Raw genomic sequence first — 20,067 nt, forward strand, 5'->3', positions numbered from 1 at the left:
CCGCTGTAGCTTGCCGGCAACGGGAGGAAAACAATGACGGCTTTGACGAAGGCTCCAAGCGAGCTCGCGCCCGCCGCCGCCGCACCGGTTTCGGCGGCATTGATCGGGCAACCAATCCCACGGCTGGAAGACGCCGCGATCCTGACGGGACAGGCGCGGTACACCGACGACCTTCCGATCAAGCCGGGCACCCTGCACGCGGCCATTCTCCGCTCGCCCCACGCCCACGCGGAAATCCTGGGCATCGATGTCCAGGCGGCTCGCGCCATGAAGGGCGTCGCCGCCGTCGTGACCGGCGAGGACGCGAAGCGCTTCGCGGCACCGTTCCTGGTCGGCGTCCGCGCGCCGATGGAACACTGGTGCCTGGCGGTGGACCGCGTCCGCTATCCCGGCGAGCCCGTGGCCGTCGTGCTGGCCGACGACCGCTATTTGGCCGAAGACGCGCTCGACCGGATCGAGGTTCGCTACCGCCCGCTGCCGGTCGTCATGTCGATCGATCAGGCGCTGTCGGGCGACGGCGAACCGCTCCACCCCGCCGTCGGCTCCAACATCGTCAACACGCGCCCCTTCGGCTACGGCGACGTGAACGCGGCTTTCGAGGCCGCCGAGCACAGGATCTCCACCACCGTCCAGTATCCCCGCAACTCCTGCACCCCGATGGAGTGCTTCGTGGTCATGGCCGACTACGATCAGGCGGATGGGGCTTACGAGGTCCTGTCCAACTTCTCCGGGCCTTTCGCCATCCATCCCGTTATGGCGAAGGCGCTCAAGGTGCCGGGTTCGAAGCTCCGGCTCAAGCTGCCGCCCAACTCGGGCGGAAGCTTCGGCAACAAGCAGGCGGTGTTCCCCTACATCGTCATCATGGGCGTCTGCGCCAGGGTCGCCGGCCGTCCCGTCAAATGGGTCGAGGACCGGCTGGAACACCTGATGGCCGCGACCTCGGCCACCGCCCGCCGGACCGACCTGGAAGCGGCGGTTTCCGGCGATGGCCGGATCCTGGGCCTGCGGATGGAGCAGACCGACGATGTCGGAGCCTATCTGCGGGCGCCCGAGCCAGCATCCCTCTACCGCAACCATGGCAACCTGACGGGAGCCTACCGGATTCCGGCGCTGGACGTCGTCAACCGGCTCGCCGTGACAAACAAGACGCCGACCGGCCTCAACCGCGGCTTCGGCGGCGGGCAGCTCTACTTCGCGATCGAGCGCCTGATGCACCGGATCGCGGTGACGCTGGGCCTGGACCCGCTCGACGTGATCCGGCGCAACCTGGTGCCGGCCGCGGAGATGCCCTACACGACGGCATCGGGCGGCATCCTGGACTCAGGGGACTTCCTGGCGGCGGTCGAAGCGGCGACCACCGATGGTGGCCTCGACGAGTTGAAGGCGCGCCGCGACAAGGCGCGGGCGGAAGGCCGGCTCTACGGCATCGGCTACGCCGCCATCGTCGAGCCGTCGATCTCCAACATGGGCTACATCACCACGGTTCTGACGGCGGATGAGCGCCGTAAGGCTGGTCCGAAGAACGGGGCGCAGGCATCGGCCACCGTTTCCGTCGATCCGACCGGCGGCGTGACGGTGACTGTCGCTTCGGCTCCGCAGGGACAGGGACACCGCACCGTCCTGTCGCAGGTGGTCGCCGAGGTCTTCGGGTTGCGGCTCGGCGACATCGCGGTCAACACCGAGTTCGACACGGCGAAGGATGCCTGGTCGATCGCCGCCGGCAACTATTCCAGCCGGTTCGCCGGCGCCGTCGCGGGTACCGCCCATATCGCGGCCACCCGCCTGCGCGACAAACTGGCGAAGCTGGCGGCATCCCAGCTGAACGTGACGCCGGAGGATATCCGCTTCGCGGGCGGCAGGGTCTTCGCCGCCGGCAACCCGGACAACAGCCTGTCGTTCTCCCGCGTCGCCGCCGCCGGCCACTGGTCGCCCGGCACCCTCGCCGACGGCACGGAAGCGGCACTCCGCGAGACGGCGTTCTGGACCCCGCCGCCGCTCAAGGCGCCGACCGAGGCCGACATCATCAACAGCTCCGCCTGCTACGGCTTCGTCTTCGACATCTGCGCGGTGGAGATCGACCCGGTCACGGCGCAGGTGCGGATCGACAAATACGTGACTATGCACGACGCCGGCCGGATCCTGAACCCCCTGATGGTCGAGGGTCAGATCCTGGGCGCCTTCGCCCATGCCGTGGGAACGGCGCTGTATGAGGAATACGCCTACGGCTCGGACGGCAGGTTCCTGTCCGGCACCTTCGCCGACTATCTGGTCCCGACCGCTTGCGAAGTCCCGGTCCCCGTCATGCTCCACCGGGAATCGCCGTCACCCTTCACGCCCCTGGGCGCCAAAGGGGTCGGCGAGGGCAACTCCATGAGCACGCCGGTCTGCATCGCGAATGCGGTGGCCGATGCCCTGGGAATGGACATATCGACCCTGCCGCTGACCCCGGCGCGCATCGCGGCGCTGATCGAAAAGCCGGAGGTAGCAAGGCCCGCCAGCCTGGACGCGGCACCGCCGAAAGCGCCCGCGATCGCCGGCGGGCGCGGCCTCCAGGGAGAAGGCACCCGCACGGTTCCAGCCTCTCCCGAGCAGGTCTGGGCGATCCTGCTGGACCCGAAGGAGCTGGCGGCGCTGCTGCCCGGTTGCGACGCGCTCGACCTCGCCGGCCCCAACGCCTACCGGGCCGAGGTGGTGGTGGGTATCGGCCCGGTGCGGGCGCGTTACCTCGCGGAGGTCGAACTCACCGATCTCGACCCGCCCAGGGCGCTGACGCTGTCCGGCCGGGGATCGAGCGCGCTCGGTTTCGGCGAAGGCAGTGGGCACGTCACGCTGGAGGCCACCGCCGACGGCACGCGCGTCGTCTACCGCTACGACGCCGCCGTCGGCGGCAAGGTGGCCGCCGTCGGCGGGCGGATGCTGGACAGCGCCACCCGCATGCTGATCGGCCAGTTCTTCGACCGGCTGATCGCCCGGGCCGGCGGCCCGGCGGCGGTCGAGACCTCCCCTTCCCTTCTCACCCGTCTCCTGAGACTTCTGGGGCTCCGGCCATGAAACCCGCACCCTTCGACTACCTGCGCGCCGCCTCGGCGGAGGAGGCGCTGGCCGCCCTCGCCGAACATGGCGACGAGGCCCGCATCCTGGCTGGCGGACAATCGCTGATGCCGATGCTCAACATGCGCCTGCTTCAGCCACGGATCATCGTGGATGTCTCCGCCATCGCCGAGCTGGGGAAGATCGACGCGCGGGATGGTCATCTCGCCGTCGGCGCCTCGGTCACGCAGTCCGGCCTGATGGCGAGCTCCGACTTGGCGACCCGGTCCCCGCTGCTGGCCGGCGCCCTACCCTGGGTCGGACACTTCCAGACGCGCAACCGCGGCACCGTCTGCGGTTCCGTCGCCCATGCCGACCCCAGCGCCGAGATCCCGCTGTGCCTCGTGGCGCTGGAGGGCGAGGTCGTGCTGCGGTCCGCCCGCCGCCGGCGGACCGTGGTGGCCGAAACCTTCTTCATCGGTCCGCTCACCACGCTTCGAAAGCCCGACGAGATGATCGAGGCCGTCCGCTTTCGGTTGCCGAAACCCGGCGCCGGCCACGCGTTCCGCGAAGTCGCCATGCGTCACGGCGATTTCGCGATCACCGCCTGCGCCGCGGTGGTCGACGCCGACCGCATCCGTCTCGCCGTCGGCGGGGTCGGCGACCGGCCGGTCGCGAGGAACTGGCCGATCCTGAAAGGCGACGCGCTGGACGATGCGCTCAACGCCTTCGCCTGGGAACTTGGCGGCGACGACGACCAGCACGCCACCGCCCGTTACCGCCGCGATCTGGTCCGCCGTGTCGGACGCCTGGTCATAGAGGAAGCCCGGTCATGCCAAGCCTGAACGCGCAAACCAAACACCCTGTCACCATCACGCTGAACGACGGGACCCGGACGGGCCATGCCAGCCCCCGAATGCTCCTGAGCGACTTCCTGCGCCATGAACTCGGCGCCCACGGCACCAAGGTCGGCTGCGAGCACGGCGTCTGCGGCGCCTGCACGATCCGCCTGGACGGTGTCGCCGCCCGCGCCTGCCTGACGCTCGCCGTGCAGGCCGATGGACGGAGGGTCGATACCGTCGAGGGTCTTGCTCCCGACGGCAGGATGACGACGCTTCAGGACGCCTTCAACCGTCACCACGCGCTGCAATGCGGCTTCTGCACCGCTGGCATCCTGATGTCGCTTTCCGATTATCTGGAACGCGTGCCGAAACCGACCGAGACGGAACTCCGCGACATGCTCAGCGGCCATCTGTGCCGGTGCACCGGCTATGCCGGTATCGTCCGGGCGGTGATGGACGTGACCGGCCAAGCCTCCGGGAACGCCGACGCCAAAGACGCGTCCGGCCGAAAGGAGCCGGGCCATGTTTGACCTTGGCCGCAGCTTCCTCGCCAGCGCCGAACGCAGTCCCGACGCCGCCGCCCTCGTCGATGGCGATGTCCGCCTGACCTACGCCGGCTGGATGGACAAGGTTCTCCGGATCGTCGGCGCCTTCGACGATCTCGGCCTCAAGCGTGGCGACTGCGTCGCCACGGCGCTCCAGAACACCTGGGAAATGGCGACGATCCACTGGGCCTGCCAGATGGCCGGGATCATGGTGGCACCCTTGAACTGGCGCGTGAAGGCGGAGGAACTGGATTTCATCCTGCCCAACGCGTCCGCCCGCCTGATCGTCTTCCAGGATGTCTCGGCAGACGCGGTCGCCGGATCGGCCGCCGCCTCGGCACTGCCCCAGGTGACTGTCGGCGACGGACGTGCTGGATCCGCGACACATTTCTCCCGGCTGCTGGAGAACCGGCCGGCGGCGGCATCGCCGCGTGCCGGGGCGGACGACCTGTCGCTGCTGCTCTACACATCGGGCACCACGGGCAAGCCGAAGGGCGTGCCGCGCCGGCACCGGGCGGAACGCGCCGCGGCGGTCGCCCACGTCGCCCAGAACCGCTACGCCTTCGCCGAGCGCACGCTTGGGGTGATGCCGCTCTACCATACGATGGGCGTCCGCTCCCTGCTATCCATGGCGCTGATCGACGGCCGCTTCGCCTGCCTGCCCCGGTTCGACGCGGCGGAAGCCCTCCGCCTGATCGAGAGGGAAAAGCTCACCTGCCTCTATCTCGTGCCGACCCTGTATCACGACCTGCTTGCGCATCCCCGCTTCGCCGAGACCGACATCTCGTCGGTGCGGAAGCTGGGGTTCGCCGGCGCCCCGATGACCGACGGCTTGATCCGGCGTGTGGAGCGGGCGTTCCGTCCGGAGTTGTTCGTCAACCACTACGGCTCGTCGGAGGTCTACACCTTCACCATCAACCAGAAGGCCGCGTCGAAGCCCGGCGCCGCCGGCAAGGCGGCGCTCAACCAGCGCATCCGGGTGATCAAGCTCGGGTCCAGCGATCCGGAGGCCTTGGCCGCCCTCGGCGAGGAAGGTCAGATCGTCGCCGATCTGGCGGGCGACGAGGCGTTCGAGGGCTATCTCAACCGCCCGGACGCCGACGCCAAGTCGCTGCATGCCGGCTGGTATTTCACCGGCGACACCGGAAGCTTCGACGCGGACGGCGACCTGTTCGTCACCGGGCGGGTCGACGACATGATCATCACCGGCGGAGAGAACGTGTCGCCGGTCGAGGTCGAGAACGTGCTGTCCCTGTGCGACGGCGTGCTCGAAGTGGCCGTGGCCGGACTGCCGGACGAACGCTGGGGACAGAAGGTCGTGGCCTTCATCAGACGCGGTTCCGGCATTGACGCCGAGGCGCTGGATGCCCACTGCCGTACCTCCGGTCTCGCCAATTTCAAGCGTCCCCGGGAATACGTGTTCCTGGATGAGGTCCCGAAATCGCCGGTCGGCAAGATCCTCCGCCGGAAGCTCCAGGCCGGCGAATACCGGCTGGAGTCGGGATCCTCCTAAAATCCCCAAGACGCCACCCGAAGAAATCAATCCGTAAAGACAAGGGAAACGACAGATGTCCACCTATGCCTTCAAGAACCCGCGGCTCAACGAACTCGATGGTTTCCGCGTCGAGCTGAACGCCGACAAGGAACGCGCCGACATTATCTTCGACCGTCCGCCGATGAACATCGTCTCCATGCTTCAGCGCGACCAGCTCAACGCCGTCTTCGCGGCACTCGACGAGGATCCCCAGGTGCGGGTCATCGTGCTGCGAAGCGCCGGTGAAAACTTCTCCTCCGGCGGCAAGATCACCGGTTTCATGGAGGCGTCGCCGGAACACGTTTCCGAACTGGCGTGGAACATCGCGGCACCCGAGCGCTGCCACAAGCCGGTGATCGCACAGGTCCGGGGATACTGCTTCGGAGTCGGGTTCGAGCTGTCGCTGGCCTGTGACTTCCGCATCGCCTCCGAGACCGCGCAATTCGCCCTGCCGGAAATGCGGATCGGGATGATTCCGGGTTCCGGAGGTTCCGCCCGCCTGCTCCACATGATCGGCATCGCCCGCACCAAGGACATGGTGATGCGCGCCAAGCGGATCCCCGGACGTCAGGCTCTCGACTGGGGTTTCGTGACCGATTGCGTGGCCGATGCCGAACTGGAAGCGGCGGTCGCGGCGCTGGTGGATGAACTGCGCGGCTTCTCGCCGCTTGCCCAGCGCACGATCAAGACCGTCCTCAACAGGGGACAGCACACCTCCGTCCAGGGCGCCATCGAGATCGAAGGGCAGGCCTATGGCCGCCTGCGCGGGTCCGACGATTTCCGCGAGGGTGTCGCCTCCTTCACCGAAAAGCGGAAGCCCGTCTTCACCGGCACCTGACCGGCCGACGCGGGGAGGGAACAAGCAACCAAGAAACTGAAGCCGGACAAGCGGCTTCGGCGGAACCGGGCGGACCTTCGGTCCGCCCGCCCAAGGAGGTGCGACCATGACGACAAACGACGCCAACGCCACCACTCACGCCCGGGGAGGACGCTCCGCCATCATCGAACCCGGAGTTGGCTACCTGAAGGGTCTTCGCGAACTCCCCCGCCACCTAACGCTGAAATCGATCAGCGCCGGCACCGTGGCCGCCATCTTCGGCTGCTCCGGCCCCGCGCTGATCGTCATCGGCGCGGCGGAGGCGGGCGGGCTGACCGGCAGCCAGACCGTCTCCTGGCTGTTCGCCATCTACTTCCTCGGCGGTCTGATCAGTCTGGTCCTGGCCCCCTTCTACATGCAGCCGGTGGTCGGGGCCTACTCGATCCCCGGCGCCGCCATCCTGGTCGGGGCGCTGACGGCATTCGACTTCAACCAGGCGGTCGGAGCCTTCATCATGGCCGGCGTCCTGGTCCTGCTGCTGGGGCTCAGCGGCGTGATCGGCAGGGTCATGCGGTGGCTGCCGATGCCCATCGTCATGGCGATGATCGCGGGCGCCTTGATCCGGTTCGGCACCGGCGTGGTCACGGCGGTCGGCGCCGCTCCCCTGATCGTCGGGGCGGCCGTCATCGCCTTCTTCGTCGTGATGCGGTTCGTGAAGGCGTTCCCACCCGTGTTGGCCGCCCTGATCGTCGGCGTCGCGATGGCGGCCGTGACCGGGTCGATCGAGACGGCAAGCATCGACATCGCCTTCGCGGCACCCACCTTCACCGTTCCGACCTTCACGCTGGACGCTTTCCTCGCCATCAGCGTGCCGCTGGCGATCTTGGTGATCGGAGCGGAGAACGCCCAGGCGACCGGCGTCCTGATGGTCGAAGGCTACCGCCCACCGATCAACGCGATGACCGTCATCAGCGGCGTCGGCGGCATCCTGGCCGGTCTTCTGGGCGGGCACAACGCCAACATCGCCGGGCCGATGACCGCGATCTGCTCATCCGAACAGGCGGGCGAGGACAAGGGCGGACGCTACGCCGCTGCTGTCGTCAACGGCGTGCTGTTCGCCGCGTTCGGCATCGTCGCCGGCTACGCGGTTCCCATCATCCTGGCCTTGCCCCGGCCCCTGATCGGCGCCGTCGCCGGTCTCGCCATGATCGGCGTGCTGCTGACGGCGTTTCAGCAGGCGTTCTCGGCCGAACGCGGCCACCAGTTCGGCGCGTTCGTGGCCCTGATCGTGGCGATGTCGGACATGAAGCTGCTGAGCATCAGCGCACCGTTCTGGGCCCTGCTGCTGGGCGTCCTCGCCTCCTGGCTCGCCGACCGCGTGGAAATCCGCCGCGCGACGACGGTCGCCGGGACCTGACCCGTGACGGCGACCCGTCCTCAGAAGCGGGAGTTCAGCACAGTGTGTGGTTCGCGCGGCATGCCGTCGAGATAGCCGTCGTAGAAGCGCCTGACGAAGGGCATGACGTCGGTCGCCAACTGGCGGCGTGCCTGTTCGGCGGGCGTCAGCGGCTGGGCCATCCGGGCGTGGATCTCGGACAACACGGCGTCGCGGTCGATCCTGGTGAACCGGCCCTTCGCGTAGACGACCTCGCCGCCGATCATCACGGTATCGACCGCCTCTCGGCGGGCACGGCGGACCAGCACGTCGACCAGCGAGATGTCGGGATTCTGGTACGGCCAAGTCGTCTTCTTCCAGTCGATCAGGACGATATCGGCCGCCCGTCCCTCTTCGATCCGGCCGATCCGACCGGCGAAGGGCGTGGTCCCGGCGCCGTTCTCCGTCGCCATGCGCAGCACGCCGGCGGCCGTCGGGAACGGGCTGTCGATGCCGGGCTCGCGGTGGGCGTTCAGGACCAGCCGCATCTCCTGCAACATGTCGCGGTCGTCGTTGATGCCGGCCTCGTCGATCCCGATGGCGACCGAGATGCCCTTGGCCGTGAAACGGTTGACGGGAGCCAGGCCGCTCTTGAGCCGGAAGTTGGACGAGCAGTTATGGCAGATATGGGTGCCGGTCTGGGCGCACAGCTCGATATCCTCCTCGCTCATCCAGACACCGTGTCCGATGGTGAGGCTTGGGCCCGTCAGCCCGAACCGCTCCAGGCAGGCCATCGCGGAGCCGCCGGTGCGCTTCCGCGCGTAGGCCTTCTGGTACGGCGTTTCCAGCAGATGCATGTGGACCGGAGCACCCGTCTCGGCCGCCATCTCGGCGGCGCTGGCAAGGGCGGCGTCCGACAGCCAGTGCAGGTTCGACGGGGCGATCTGTACGGCGGTCGATGGGTCGTCGCGGTAGCGCCGGCGCAGCTCGTGGAAGACGCCGATCTGCTCGGCCAGCGGCATGGCGAAACGCTGGAAGTAGTCGGCCAGGGCCGGCCTGACCTCGGCTGGCACCCGTGCGAGGAACGCTTCGTCCGCCTCGTAGACCAGGCGGTTCTGGTCGCGCAGCGCGAAGGAATAGGATGCCCGCAGGCCGACCTCGCGGTAGGCGCCGATCACGCTTTCCGCCGTCGCCAGGACGGCCTCCGGTCCGCCGGGCGCCCGGCTGTGGAGGTGCTGGACGGTGGTGACGCCCGACGCGATCATCTCGAACGCCGAGTAGAGCGTGTCGAGGCGTGGATCGACGTCGCGCAGCGCCAGCCGGCTTGCGAACCACAGTTCGAGCGGATGGTCGGGCGAGCCGAGCTGGAGCGGTGTCAGGCCGACGTGATGATGGGCGTTGACCAAACCGGGGATTGCGACGAATCCGGCGCCACCAACGGTTTCGGCCTCGGGGTGGGCGGCGGCCAAGGTTTCCGCGTCGCCGATCTCCCGGATCGATCCGTCCTCGACGAGGATGGCGGCATCGTGGCGGAGGTCGGGCGAACCGTCGGGATGGAAGCCGCACAGGATGTTGTCGGCTCTGACGAGTTTCTGGCTCATGGGGACGTCTCCGGCAGATCGGTCGGTGGTTTCCGGTACCGCGCCGCGCGTTTCAGCGCGAGGCGCACCGCGCGGGGCACGGGTTCGATCAGCGGCACGCCGACCGCGTCTTTCAGGGTTCGCGCCGCGACGGCGAGGGGGCCGCCGCCGATGACGATCGCCGCCACATCGGCATCGCGGATGGCTTGCAGGCAGGCGTCGCGAAGTGCTTCGACCAGCCGTGCTGGATCCTTCATCAGGGCTGCGGGTTCGCCGGGGGTCAGCCAGACGCCGGCGAAGCTTTCGGCATGACCGTAGCGCCGCGCCGTGCGCTCGATGGCGTCCTTCAGGTCGGGCGTCGTCGTGACGACGCAGAAGCGCCGCCCGCCCTCCGCCGCTTCGGCCATTCCGGCTTCGGCGATGCCCGTCACGGGCATGGGCAGGACGGTGCGGAGCGCGTCCAGTCCGGGATCGCCGAAGGCGGCGACGATCACGCCATCGGGACCGTCGGCCAGGATCGCCGGACCGAGCGAGGCGACCACGCGGCCCGCCTCCTCCAGCGCCGCTTCGTCGGTGATCAGCGGAGCGCCGGACGGGGCGGTCAGGCCGTCGATGGTGGTGCCGCCCGCAGCCTCCCGCCGCGCGATTTCGACCATGGCCGCCGTCGTGGCAACGGATGTGTTCGGGTTGACCAGAAGGAGGCGCATCAGGGCGGCGCTACCCGCTCGCGGAACGCGCGGGCGATGTCGATACGGCGGGCGATCCACAGGCGGTCGCGGCGGCGCGCGAGTTCGGCGACGATCTCCCGGAACGCCTTGAAGCGGGCCGGGCGGCCGGCGATGCGCAGGTGGAAGCCGATGTTCAGCAGGCGCGCCCCGCCATCCGCCGCTTCGTCCTCCAGCACGTCGAGCGCGTCGGTGACGTAGTCCACCATCTCGCCGGCCCTGACGAAGCCGTTGGGATGGAAGAACTTCATGTCGTTGGTGTCGAGCGCGTAGGGCACGACCAGCAGCGGCGGCTGGCCTCCAGCCGCGTCCCAATACGGAAGATCGTCGTCGAAGCCGTTGGACGTGTAGAGATACCCGCGCTCCCGCAGCAGGTCTCGCGTCCAGGGGCTCTCGGCTCCACGGCAGAAGAAGCCCTGCGGGTGTTCTCCGGTCGCCGAGGCGATGGCGGCCGCCGCCCGGTCGAGGTCCCGCGCCTCCGCTTCGGCGCTTTCATAGTCGGCGTGCGGACGCCAGCGCCAGCCGTGGCAGGCCGCCTCATGGCCATCCTCCACCAGCATCCGCGCCAAGTCGGGCGCCCGTTCGACCGCGCGACCACAGAAGAAGATCGTCGCCGGAACCCGATGCTGCTTCAGGCATCCGGCCATGCGCCAGAGGCCGGCGCGGGTGCCGTAGGCGAAAATCTGCTCCTGTCCCGGATCGGGCCTGCCCGGCTCGACCACGCTGATCACCTCGCCCATCCGTTCCGAGCGGGGGTCGCCGTCGCCGACCTGCTCCTCGGCCCCTTCCTCGAAGTTGACGACCAGCGAGACGGCGAGGCGCTCGCCGTTGGGCCAGACGATGTCCGGCCACTGGCCGCCATAGCCGACGAGATCGCGGCTCATGACGGCGAGAACCCGGCCGGCGTGGGCCTCGGTTGCCATTCCGGCAGGCCGAGCCCGGCGCGCCAGCGATGGGCGATCTCGTCCCGCCGGGCGAACCAGACGCCGGGATGCTTCAGCGCGTGGTCCAGGAACCGCTCCAGCCCGCCGATCCGGGCCGGACGGCCGATGATGCGCAGGTGAAGGCCGACCGACATCATGCGCGGATGACCCCCACCCTCGGCGTAGAGCCGGTCGAAAGCGTCGATGCAGTAGCGCGCGAAGTCGTCGCCGAAGGTGAAGCCGCCCCGGTTGAAGAAGCGCATGTCGTTGGTGTCGAAGGCGTAAGGCAGGACGACATGTTCATGTCCCTCGACCGTTTCCAGGTAGGGCAGATCGTCGTTGTAGGCATTGGAATCGTACAGGAAACCGCCATGCTCGACCAGCAGCCCGCGCGTCCTGACCGAGGTGGCCGAGCGGGTGTGCCAGCCGACCGGAGCCACGCCAGCGGCGCGGGTGATCGCCTCGACCGAGCGCTGGATGGCGCGGCGTTCCGTCGGCTCGTCCATGTGGACGTGGCGTTCCCAGCGCCACCCGTGGGACGCCACCTCATGGCCGTCGGCGACGGCTTCCTCGGCGAGCCAGGGCGATTGCTCCAGCGCGCGGCCATTGGCGTTCAGCGTCGCGCGGACGCCGCGCTCCCGCAGCGACTGGCGGATGCGCGGCCAGCCGGCGCGGGTGCCGTACTCGAAATGGCTTTCCATGCACAGATCGCGCTCGCCCTCGACGGCTTCGACCGCCTCGTAGATCGCCTCGTTCCGCTCGTCGCCCATGCCGATCGAGAGTTCGGCCCCCTCCTCGACGTTGACGACCAGCGAGAGCGCCAGCCGGGCGTTGCCGGGCCAGCGGATGGCGGGCTCCCGGCCGCGATATCCCGCGAAATCGCGCGGCGCCGTCATGCGGCCATCACCCTGTCCATGAAGGCCCTCGACTTGTCGGCATCCCATAGCACGAGGTCGCCGGGAGCGGCATCCTTCCGCATCAGCGAGGTCGAGACGATCGCCCCGTCGCCCGCCGCCAGCGCCTCGGCCACGTTGTCGGCAGTGACGCCGCCGCCCAGGAGGATCGGCCGCTTGACGCCCGCGCGTTTCGCCTTGGCGATCCGGTCCAGGCTGTCGGCGAAGGAGGAGCCGGTCAGCACCAGCGCGTCGGCCCCCAGCTTGACGGCGGCGAGGGCGGCCTCCTCCGGCGGGACGTCGATCAGCGGGACGCTGGTCCGGTCGAACACGTCGGCCAGGATCGCGATGTCGTCGCGGCGGATCTGGTGGCGGTAGGTCCGCGCCTCGACGGCCAGGGCTTCGCGGCTGCCCTCCATCGTCATCGCGGCGCCGACGAACACCTTCAGCCGGACGAAGTCGGCACCCGAGGCGTGGGCGATGGCGATCGGCGCCACGGCGTCGTGCGCCTGCACGATGATGCCGAGCGTCAGATCGGGGAACTGGCGCTTCATGACCCGGCCGAGCGCGCTGGTGATGGCGATGGTCTGGGGCGTCGCGGGTCCCCGCTGGCGCGTCTGGTCCTGCAGCATGATCCTGCGGATGCCGGCCTTGACGAAGACCTCGGTATTGGCCAGCGCGTAGTCCTCAAGGAAGGCCATCGACGTGTCGGCTGCCGTCGAGAGATCGGGGAGATGCAGCGCCGCGATGATCATCGGGCCGCCTGCGTGGTCTGAGAACATCCTGTTCATTTTGGAAGTATCCGGTTCAGGATCGGGAGGAGATGGGAGCGGAGGTCGGGCTCGAGCGTCCCGAGCAACGACGAGAGGCGTTCGGCGGCGGCGTCACGGGTGACGCCGAGAAGATGGAAGGGGCCGAAATCCTCCACGGCGAAGGATGCCGACACCGTACCCAGGCAGACGGCGGCGCGGGGATCGCCGGTCAGCACCAGCCCGGCGAGGAAGCCGCCGCAGAAGGCGTCGCCGGCTCCGGTCGGATCGACGGCCGCCGTCCGGAAGGCGGGCAGCGCCAGGGCGTCGATATCCCGGGTGGAGAGCATCGCGCCGTCCGCCCCCAGTTTCACGACGACCGTCCCGGCGCCCTGCCGCCGCAGGAACGCCAGGCCCGCCGCCGGGTCGAGACCGGGCGCCAGCACCGCCAGCTCCTTCTCGCTCGGCAGGAAGGCGGTGACGGCGGCGAGGAACGACGCGAGACCGCCCTCGACGATCGCCTGGGCGTTCGGGCCGGGATCGGCGGTGACGAAGTACCCGCGCGAGAACAGCGTCTCGGCCATCGCGCGTTGGCTGGCCGGCCGGTTCGCCGCGAGATGGGCGCCCTTGGCGCTGGACCAGTGGCGCGGGATATCATCGATCCGCACGGGGTTGCGCCGCCGGAAGCTGGCGAAATCGGACCAGGTCACCGGCGCGGCCCGCAGGCGCGCCTCCAGGGCGCGGCATTCCTCCGGCGAAAGCCGGTCGCCCGCCGCCGGCAGCCCGGGAGCGTCGAAGGACGCGTGCAGATGGTCGGCTCGGCCACCATCGGCCCGGTAGAGGAACCACTCCGCCTCCCGGACCTCCTCGTCGACCGTGACGACGCCGGAGGTGTCGACGCCGTGGGACGCCAGCCGCCGCAGGAGTTCCGGCGGATATGTGGAGGGGATGCGCCCGACGACGCCGACCTCGTCCAGCCACAGCCGGGCTCCCGCCGCCGAATGGACGGCGTTGCCGCCCATGGCGTCGCGGCCGACGCGGCCATCCGCCGCGACGACGTTGTCGATGATGATCCCGCCCGCGGTGAAGACCTGGACCATGGCGGTCAGGCGCTGGGCGACGACTGGGGCGCGCCAAGCTGGAGCGCGGCACGCGCCTTGGCGAAATGATAGGCGAACAGGTGCAGCGGGACGACCGAGAGCAGCGCCGCCAGGGCCGGCGGCGTGGCGGGGACGCGGACGACCTCCTCGACCCGCGCCTCGATGTCGGGGGCGGCATGCGACAACACCGCGACGATCCGGCCGCCGACCGCCTCGCCGACCAGCGCCGTGTCCAGCGCGCGCTCGGCGCTGGCCGCGTCGGTGGCGATCAGGAACAGGGGATCGCCGGCCTTCTGGGAGCGGTAGTGATGATACTCCTCCAGCGGGATCGCGTAGGCGTGGATGGGGGAAAGCTCCCTCACCTTGGCGGCGCCGATCGCCGCCGCCGCGAGGTTCGGCCCCAGCCCGGCGAACAGCATCAGATTGGCCGCCGCGAACCGCTCCGCCACCGCCTTCATCTGGCCGTCCAGGTCGGCGCACAACTGGTCCATCATCCCGGGCAGGCGCGCCAGTTCGGACTTGATCGTGGCGCGCGCCGTCGCGTCGCCGGCGTCGGTGCGCAGCTCGGCGCCCAGCGCCACGAGCAGCGCCATCGTGGCGCTGGTGGACTGCGTCGGCCAGCCCTTGCGGGTCGCATGGACGATCAGCCCGCCATCGAACTGGTTCAGGATGGGGCTGTCCGGTGTGTTCGAGATTCCGACCGCGAAGGCGCCGCGTGCCGCGGCGGCCTGGAGCGCCCGCATCACGGCCGGCGTGTTGCCGCCCGAGCTGATGCCGATCGCCAGCGTCCGGGCGTTGGCGGCCGACGATCCATAGGCCGCGAAGTCGAGCGCCTGGGCCGCCTCGACCGGCAGCCCGGTCATCGTCTCCAGCGCGTGGCGGACGGCGGCTCCGGCGAACCAGCTATCGCCGCAGCCGGCGATGACGATGCGGTCGACGTGGCACCGGTTCGCCCGTTCGGCGATCTCCTGGATGGCGCCGGACGCCGCCGCCAGGGTGGCCCGGATGGCGGTCCCCTGCCCCGTCATCTCGGTCCCCGTCCGCTCGACGCGGGCGAGACGGTTCGGGTCGGTGGCGGTGTCCCGCGACGGCTCTGACGTGAGCGCCTTCAGGCGGCTCGCGAAGTCGGTCATTTCGGTTCCAATTCCAGAAATGTTGGCGGGGGGATCAGCGCCCGAGGCGCTCGAGCCCGACCGCCTTGGCGATGATCAGCATCACGACGAAGGACAGCCCGATCTCCAGCGACGAGATCGCGGCGATGATCGGCGAACTGTCGAATTGCACGAGGTAGTACAGCTCGACCGGCAGCGGCCTCGCCCGGACATCCGAGGTGAACAGCGATACCGTGACGTTGTCGAACGCCTCGATGAAGGTGAAGGCCGAGGCCGCGCAGAGGGCGGGCGCCAGCTGGGGCAGCGTCACCCGCGCGAAGGTCTCGAGCTTCCCGGCCCCCAGGTTGGCGCTGGCCTCGTCCAGCAGCGGGTCGAGATCGGCCAGCCGGGCCATGACGATCCGGACGACGAACGGCAGGCAGAACACCGACAGGCTGAGGATCAGCATCAGGTCCGAGGCGCGGAAAGCGATGTAGGCGCCGAAGAACAGCGAAGCGATGCCGATCACCATGCCCGGCATCATCTGCGGCGACAGCAGGAAGGCGTTCAGCGCCGCCCTGCCCCGGAATGTTCCCCGGATGCTGGCGAAGGCGGCGGGCACCCCGATCATCAGGCAGATCGCCATCACGGCCAGGGAGATCCGGACCGACACCAGGATGGAATCCAGGAGTTGCTGGTTCGCGAAGACCGCCTGGTACCAGCGGGTCGAGAAGCCCGACGGCGGGAACGCGATATAGGCGCGCGGCTCGAACGAGATCGCGATCACGATCAGGCTGGGACCGATCAGCAGCAGGATGGAGAACGCCGTCACGGCGATCAGCACCCAGCGCGCGATCCTGTCGATCGGCAGCATGACGTGCCCGGCGGACGCTTTGATTGGGCGTGTCATCGGCGCACCTCGCTCCAGCGTGTCAGCCTGCCGCCGACCGACACGATGGCCAGGACGAAGGCGAAGCAGGTGGTCAGCAGCAGGGTGGCCAGCGCCGCGCCGCGCGACCAGTCCAACACCACGATGGTCTGCTCGTAGACCTGCACCGCCAGGGTCGAATAATTGCCGCCGCCCAGCAGCTGGGGAATGATGAAGTTGGTGTAGGACACCGCGAACACCAGCGCGAAACCCGCGACGATGGCCGGCATGGTCATGGGGATCGTGACCCGGAAGAAGGTCTCGACCTGGCTGGCGCCCAGGTTCAGCGAGGCCTCCTCGAAGCGCCGGTCCCGTTCCGACAGCACCGCCAGCAGCGGCAGGATCATGAACGGCAGGTGGATCTGGGTCATGCCCATGACCACGGCGGTCGAGGTGTTGAGGATCTGGAGCGGCTGGTCGATCACGCCCAGCGACAGCAGCGTCTGGTTCAGCAAGCCGCGCCGCCCGCCCAGGATCACGATCCAGGCATATGTGCGGACCAGCGCGCTGGTCAGCAGCGGCGAGATGATCGCGACCAGCAGCAGGGTCCGCCAGACCCCCTTCAGGTGGCCATAGGCGTAGGCGATCGGATAGGCCAGGACCAGCGTCAGGCAGGTCGAGACGACCGCGATCCAGAAGCTCCGCCACATCAGGTTCCAGACCAGCGGATCGCCGAGCACGCCGGCGATATGCGTCAGGGTGAAACCGCCATCCGTGATGGCGCCCCGGTCGATCGTGACGAAGCCGAAGGTCAGCAGCGTGATGATCGGCAGGACCATGAACAGGACAAGGTAGACCAGCGCCGGGACGGCGGGCCACAGGCCGCCGCCGTCGATCACGCGCCGGGCGAATCCCAGCCGCCTTGGTTGGGTAAGCACCGCGTCGGTCATGGCCGGGGGCTCCCGGACAGCAGGATCGCGGCCGCTTCGTCCCGGATGCGGGCGGTGACGCGGGATCCGGGGGTGAGGGGGGCGACACCCGGCTGGCGCGGCAGGATGGCGCGCAGCGGCTCGCCGACGCCTCGGTCGATTTCGTATTCGATCGTGGCGCCAAGCGCGGTGGCGAAACCGACGCTGCCCTCCCACCCAGGCCCAGGACCTTCGGCGATGGTCAGGTTTTCCGGCCGCACGACCAGCGTCCCCGGCCCGTCGGGGACCGCCGCCGCGATCGGCTGGGGGCTGTCGGTCCGGCCGGAGCGGATCGCGACCGGGATCAGGTTCGCCCGGCCGATGAAATCGGCGACGAACGGCGTCTGGGGATGATCGTAGATTTCCAGCGGGGTGCCGAGTTGCTCGATCCGGCCGCCCCGCATGATCGCGATGCGGTCCGACAGCGTCATCGCCTCCTGCTGGTCGTGGGTGACGAAGATCGAGGTGATGCCGACGCGGTCGATCAGCTTCCGCAGCTCGATCTGCATCGACAGCCTGAGCTGGGCGTCGAGCGCGTTGAACGGCTCGTCCAGCAGCAGGACCTCGGGCTCCAGCACCAGCGACCGGGCGATGGCGACTCGCTGCTGCTGACCGCCCGACAGTTGCTTGGGATAGCGGTCGCCGAAATCGGTCAGCGCGATCAGGCCCAGGGCGTCCTCGACCTTCCCGCGGATCAGGGCCTTCGGCTTCCGCCTGATCTTGAGTCCATAGCCGATGTTCTCCCGGATCGTCAGATGCGGGAACAGCGCGTAGTTCTGGAAGACGTAGCCGACGTCGCGCCGGTTGGGCGGCAGGTGGGAGATGTCCTGGCCATTGACCAGGATGCGCCCGGCGTCGGGCACCAGGAAACCCGCGATCGACCGCAGCAACGTCGTCTTGCCGCAGCCGGACGGTCCCAGCAGGGTGACGACCGACCCCTTGTCAACGGCGAGGCCGCAGTCCCGCAGGACCTGCTGGGTGCCGAACGCCTTCGACACGTTTTCGATGACCAACTGGCTCATGGTCACTCCAATTCCAGTGCGGCACCCAGCGGTGCCGCGTTTGAGAACGTGATCCCGGGAAACCTGACCCCCAGCGCCGCCGGCCCCTCGCCGGACAGCGCCACCGCTCCGGTCGCCAGGGCGGCCCGCGCCGCGTCGGCGAGTTCCAGGCCCGCCAGCAAGCCGGATGCTAGCGCCCCCACGGTGGCGTCGCCGGCGCCGGTCGGGTCCACGACATCGGTGGCGACCGACGGCAGGTGGAGAACCCCGCGGCCACCAGGGCCGACGACGCGCAGCCCGTCGGCGCCCAGCTTCTGCACCACCGCCGGTCCCAGGCGGGCCAGGCGGCGGGCCGCCTCCCCATCCGCCAGGCCGGGGCATAGCAGGCGGGTCTCCTCCCGGCTGGGCGCGAAGACGCGCAGCGCCGGGACGAGTTGGAGGATGGCGCCGGGATCGGCGCCGGCGAAGGCCTCGCTGGTGTCGGCGACGACCGGAACCCCCCGCTCCCGCGCGTCCTCGACGAGACAGCCCAAGCTGCCGACCGGCATCGGGCAGGCGACGGCCATGCCGGCGCCAGCCAGGTCGGCGGGCCATTCCGGTGCCAGCTCGGCGCTCGACACCCACCAGTCCGGATCGTCGAAATGGGTCGAGACGCGGCGGCCATCGGCGAGATGCCGGATATCGGCCCGGCGCGACCGGACGCGCTTGCGGTCGAGATTGGACAGGTCCAGCCCGGCCAGCGCCATCGCCTCCAGCCAAGCCGCCGGGTAATCCTCCCCCACGGAGGCGGCGAGCGTCACCTCGGCCCCGGCGTGGCGCGCGCCAAGCCCGGTGTAGAGGCAAGCGCCTCCCGGCATGCGCCGGGATCGCCCGGCGGCATCCGTGATGGTGTCGATCGACAGGTAGCCGACGACCAGCAGTTTCCCCAGGCCCATCACCCTAGAGCCCCGTCCCCAGCAGCGAGCGCCGGGTCAGCAGGCGGCTGACGCGGAAGCGCGTCTCGTCGTCCTTGAGGTGCCGCCGCGTGTTCGGGTTCAGCCCCGAGGCCTCGGCGAGCCGATAGGCCAGCAGTTGCAGCGGCAGGGCCGTCACCAGCGGCGCCAGGGCCGGGTCGATCGGCGGCAGGGTGATCCTGTGGGTCGCGGTTTCCACCGGCGCCGCCGCCGTGTCGATGGCGAGCGTGGTGACGCCGAGGACCGACAGCGCCCGGCAGGATTCCACCGCGTAGCCCGCCAGGACCGGATGCGCCGAGATCACGACGACCAGATCGGTCGCCGGCATCGACCAGTACTGGCTGTGGGCGAACTCCTCCAGATCGGCCGACCAGGACGGCAGCCGCGTCAGCTCCACCAGCTTGGCGGCGCCATAGGCCGCCGTGCCGGCATCGGCACCGGCCGAGAGCAGCCGGACACCGGTGAACGGCGCGCCGGTCATGGCGGGCAGCACGGTGTCGGAAGCCGCCAGCGCCGCCCGCTGGGCCTCCGCCAGTTCGGCGGACACCGCCGGCGTTTCCGCATCGGCGATGCCGTCCACGACGTTCAGCAAAGCCGAAAGCGTGGCGGTGTAGCTGGCCGTTCCACACAGGAAGCCCGCGATGTCGGCGAGGTCGAGCGAGACCTTGGTTCCCGCCAGCTTGCCAAGCTTGCCGCCATCGCCGTTGACCAGCGCCAACAGCGGAATCCCCCTAGCCTGGACCAGGGTCGCCGCTTCCACCGTGCGGTCCACGTTGCCCGACATCGAGATCGCGATGACCCGGTCGGTCTCACGCAACGTGTCGGCGCCGACCAGAAGCTCCATCGGGCCGACGGCGCGCCAGTCCAGGCCGAGGCCGGCGGCGTGGGCCGAGGCCGCCTGGGCCGCGAACAGGCCGTCGCCGCACCCCGTCACCAGGACGCGCCGGAGGGGAAGCGCTCGTTCCGCCGCGAGGGCCCCGCCGGCCCGGCGGAACTCGCCGGAGCGTTCGATCATGCTGGCGAGCACTTCGGGCTGGCGGGCGACATCCTCCAGCATGGGAGCCGGATTCATG

At 69.5% G+C, this 20,067-nt stretch carries 18 protein-coding genes; 6 read left to right on the plus strand and 12 right to left on the minus strand.

Going from position 1 to position 20,067, the window contains the following annotated elements:
- Positions 1–33: 33 nt before the first annotated feature.
- The 6 genes from N825_RS10565 to N825_RS10590 all read left to right on the plus strand — a co-directional run bounded on the left by N825_RS10565 (position 34) and on the right by N825_RS10590 (position 8,185).
- Positions 34–3,051 carry a xanthine dehydrogenase family protein molybdopterin-binding subunit gene (locus tag N825_RS10565; RefSeq protein WP_084164622.1) on the plus strand — a complete coding sequence of 1,006 codons (3,018 nt, stop codon included), beginning with the start codon at positions 34–36 and terminating at the stop codon, positions 3,049–3,051.
- Complete coding sequence (locus tag N825_RS10570; protein WP_037450780.1) at positions 3,048–3,875, plus strand: FAD binding domain-containing protein; 828 nt, start codon at positions 3,048–3,050, stop codon at positions 3,873–3,875. The genes N825_RS10565 and N825_RS10570 overlap by 4 nt, the downstream gene beginning before the upstream one ends.
- A complete protein-coding gene (locus N825_RS10575) occupies positions 3,863–4,402 on the plus strand; it encodes a (2Fe-2S)-binding protein (protein ID WP_051511946.1) in 540 nt (179 codons plus the stop codon). Before N825_RS10570 ends, N825_RS10575 begins: the two co-directional genes overlap by 13 nt.
- Complete coding sequence (locus N825_RS10580; RefSeq protein ID WP_037450782.1) at positions 4,395–5,930, plus strand: AMP-binding protein; 1,536 nt, start codon at positions 4,395–4,397, stop codon at positions 5,928–5,930. The genes N825_RS10575 and N825_RS10580 overlap by 8 nt, the downstream gene beginning before the upstream one ends.
- A gap of 55 nt (positions 5,931–5,985) precedes the next feature.
- On the plus strand, positions 5,986–6,789 hold the full coding sequence (locus N825_RS10585; protein WP_037450785.1) for an enoyl-CoA hydratase/isomerase family protein: 804 nt from the start codon (positions 5,986–5,988) through the stop codon (positions 6,787–6,789).
- Positions 6,790–6,895: 106 nt separating this feature from the next.
- Positions 6,896–8,185 (plus strand): benzoate/H(+) symporter BenE family transporter, encoded by a 1,290-nt coding sequence (locus N825_RS10590; RefSeq protein WP_051511948.1) that lies wholly within the window; start codon positions 6,896–6,898, stop codon positions 8,183–8,185.
- A 20-nt stretch (positions 8,186–8,205) separates the two neighbouring features.
- Here N825_RS10590 and N825_RS10595 read toward each other — a convergent pair whose 3' ends face one another.
- From N825_RS10595 to N825_RS10650, 12 genes are read right to left on the minus strand one after another with little or no spacing between them, the layout of a single operon-like run.
- On the minus strand, positions 8,206–9,744 hold the full coding sequence (locus N825_RS10595; protein WP_037450788.1) for an amidohydrolase family protein: 1,539 nt from the start codon (positions 9,742–9,744) through the stop codon (positions 8,206–8,208).
- The gene (locus N825_RS10600; protein WP_037450791.1) at positions 9,741–10,430 is read right to left on the minus strand and encodes an aspartate/glutamate racemase family protein; all 690 of its coding nucleotides are present in this window, start codon (positions 10,428–10,430) and stop codon (positions 9,741–9,743) included. Before N825_RS10600 ends, N825_RS10595 begins: the two co-directional genes overlap by 4 nt.
- Positions 10,430–11,332 (minus strand): polysaccharide deacetylase family protein, encoded by a 903-nt coding sequence (locus N825_RS10605; protein WP_037451074.1) that lies wholly within the window; start codon positions 11,330–11,332, stop codon positions 10,430–10,432. Before N825_RS10605 ends, N825_RS10600 begins: the two co-directional genes overlap by 1 nt.
- The gene (locus tag N825_RS10610) at positions 11,329–12,267 is read right to left on the minus strand and encodes a polysaccharide deacetylase family protein (RefSeq protein ID WP_037450793.1); all 939 of its coding nucleotides are present in this window, start codon (positions 12,265–12,267) and stop codon (positions 11,329–11,331) included. The genes N825_RS10605 and N825_RS10610 overlap by 4 nt, the downstream gene beginning before the upstream one ends.
- Positions 12,264–13,055, minus strand: coding sequence for a BtpA/SgcQ family protein (locus tag N825_RS10615; protein WP_198038268.1), 792 nt, complete (start codon positions 13,053–13,055; stop codon positions 12,264–12,266). The genes N825_RS10610 and N825_RS10615 overlap by 4 nt, the downstream gene beginning before the upstream one ends.
- Positions 13,052–14,113, minus strand: coding sequence for a carbohydrate kinase family protein (locus tag N825_RS10620; RefSeq protein WP_051511949.1), 1,062 nt, complete (start codon positions 14,111–14,113; stop codon positions 13,052–13,054). The genes N825_RS10615 and N825_RS10620 overlap by 4 nt, the downstream gene beginning before the upstream one ends.
- 5 nt (positions 14,114–14,118) lie before the next feature.
- Positions 14,119–15,246, minus strand: coding sequence for an SIS domain-containing protein (locus tag N825_RS10625; RefSeq protein ID WP_037450795.1), 1,128 nt, complete (start codon positions 15,244–15,246; stop codon positions 14,119–14,121).
- 34 nt (positions 15,247–15,280) lie between these two features.
- A complete protein-coding gene (locus N825_RS10630) occupies positions 15,281–16,114 on the minus strand; it encodes an ABC transporter permease (protein WP_037450797.1) in 834 nt (277 codons plus the stop codon).
- Positions 16,111–17,022, minus strand: coding sequence for an ABC transporter permease (locus N825_RS10635; RefSeq protein WP_051511953.1), 912 nt, complete (start codon positions 17,020–17,022; stop codon positions 16,111–16,113). The genes N825_RS10630 and N825_RS10635 overlap by 4 nt, the downstream gene beginning before the upstream one ends.
- On the minus strand, positions 17,019–18,062 hold the full coding sequence (locus N825_RS10640; RefSeq protein WP_037450799.1) for an ABC transporter ATP-binding protein: 1,044 nt from the start codon (positions 18,060–18,062) through the stop codon (positions 17,019–17,021). The genes N825_RS10635 and N825_RS10640 overlap by 4 nt, the downstream gene beginning before the upstream one ends.
- A gap of 2 nt (positions 18,063–18,064) precedes the next feature.
- Positions 18,065–18,976, minus strand: a complete 912-nt coding sequence (locus N825_RS36395) for a carbohydrate kinase family protein (protein WP_051511955.1) — start codon at positions 18,974–18,976, stop codon at positions 18,065–18,067.
- A gap of 4 nt (positions 18,977–18,980) precedes the next feature.
- Positions 18,981–20,066 carry an SIS domain-containing protein gene (locus N825_RS10650; RefSeq protein WP_157619099.1) on the minus strand — a complete coding sequence of 362 codons (1,086 nt, stop codon included), beginning with the start codon at positions 20,064–20,066 and terminating at the stop codon, positions 18,981–18,983.
- Position 20,067 lies beyond the last annotated feature (1 nt).

Source organism: Skermanella stibiiresistens SB22 (assembly GCF_000576635.1).
Taxonomy (GTDB): domain Bacteria; phylum Pseudomonadota; class Alphaproteobacteria; order Azospirillales; family Azospirillaceae; genus Skermanella; species Skermanella stibiiresistens.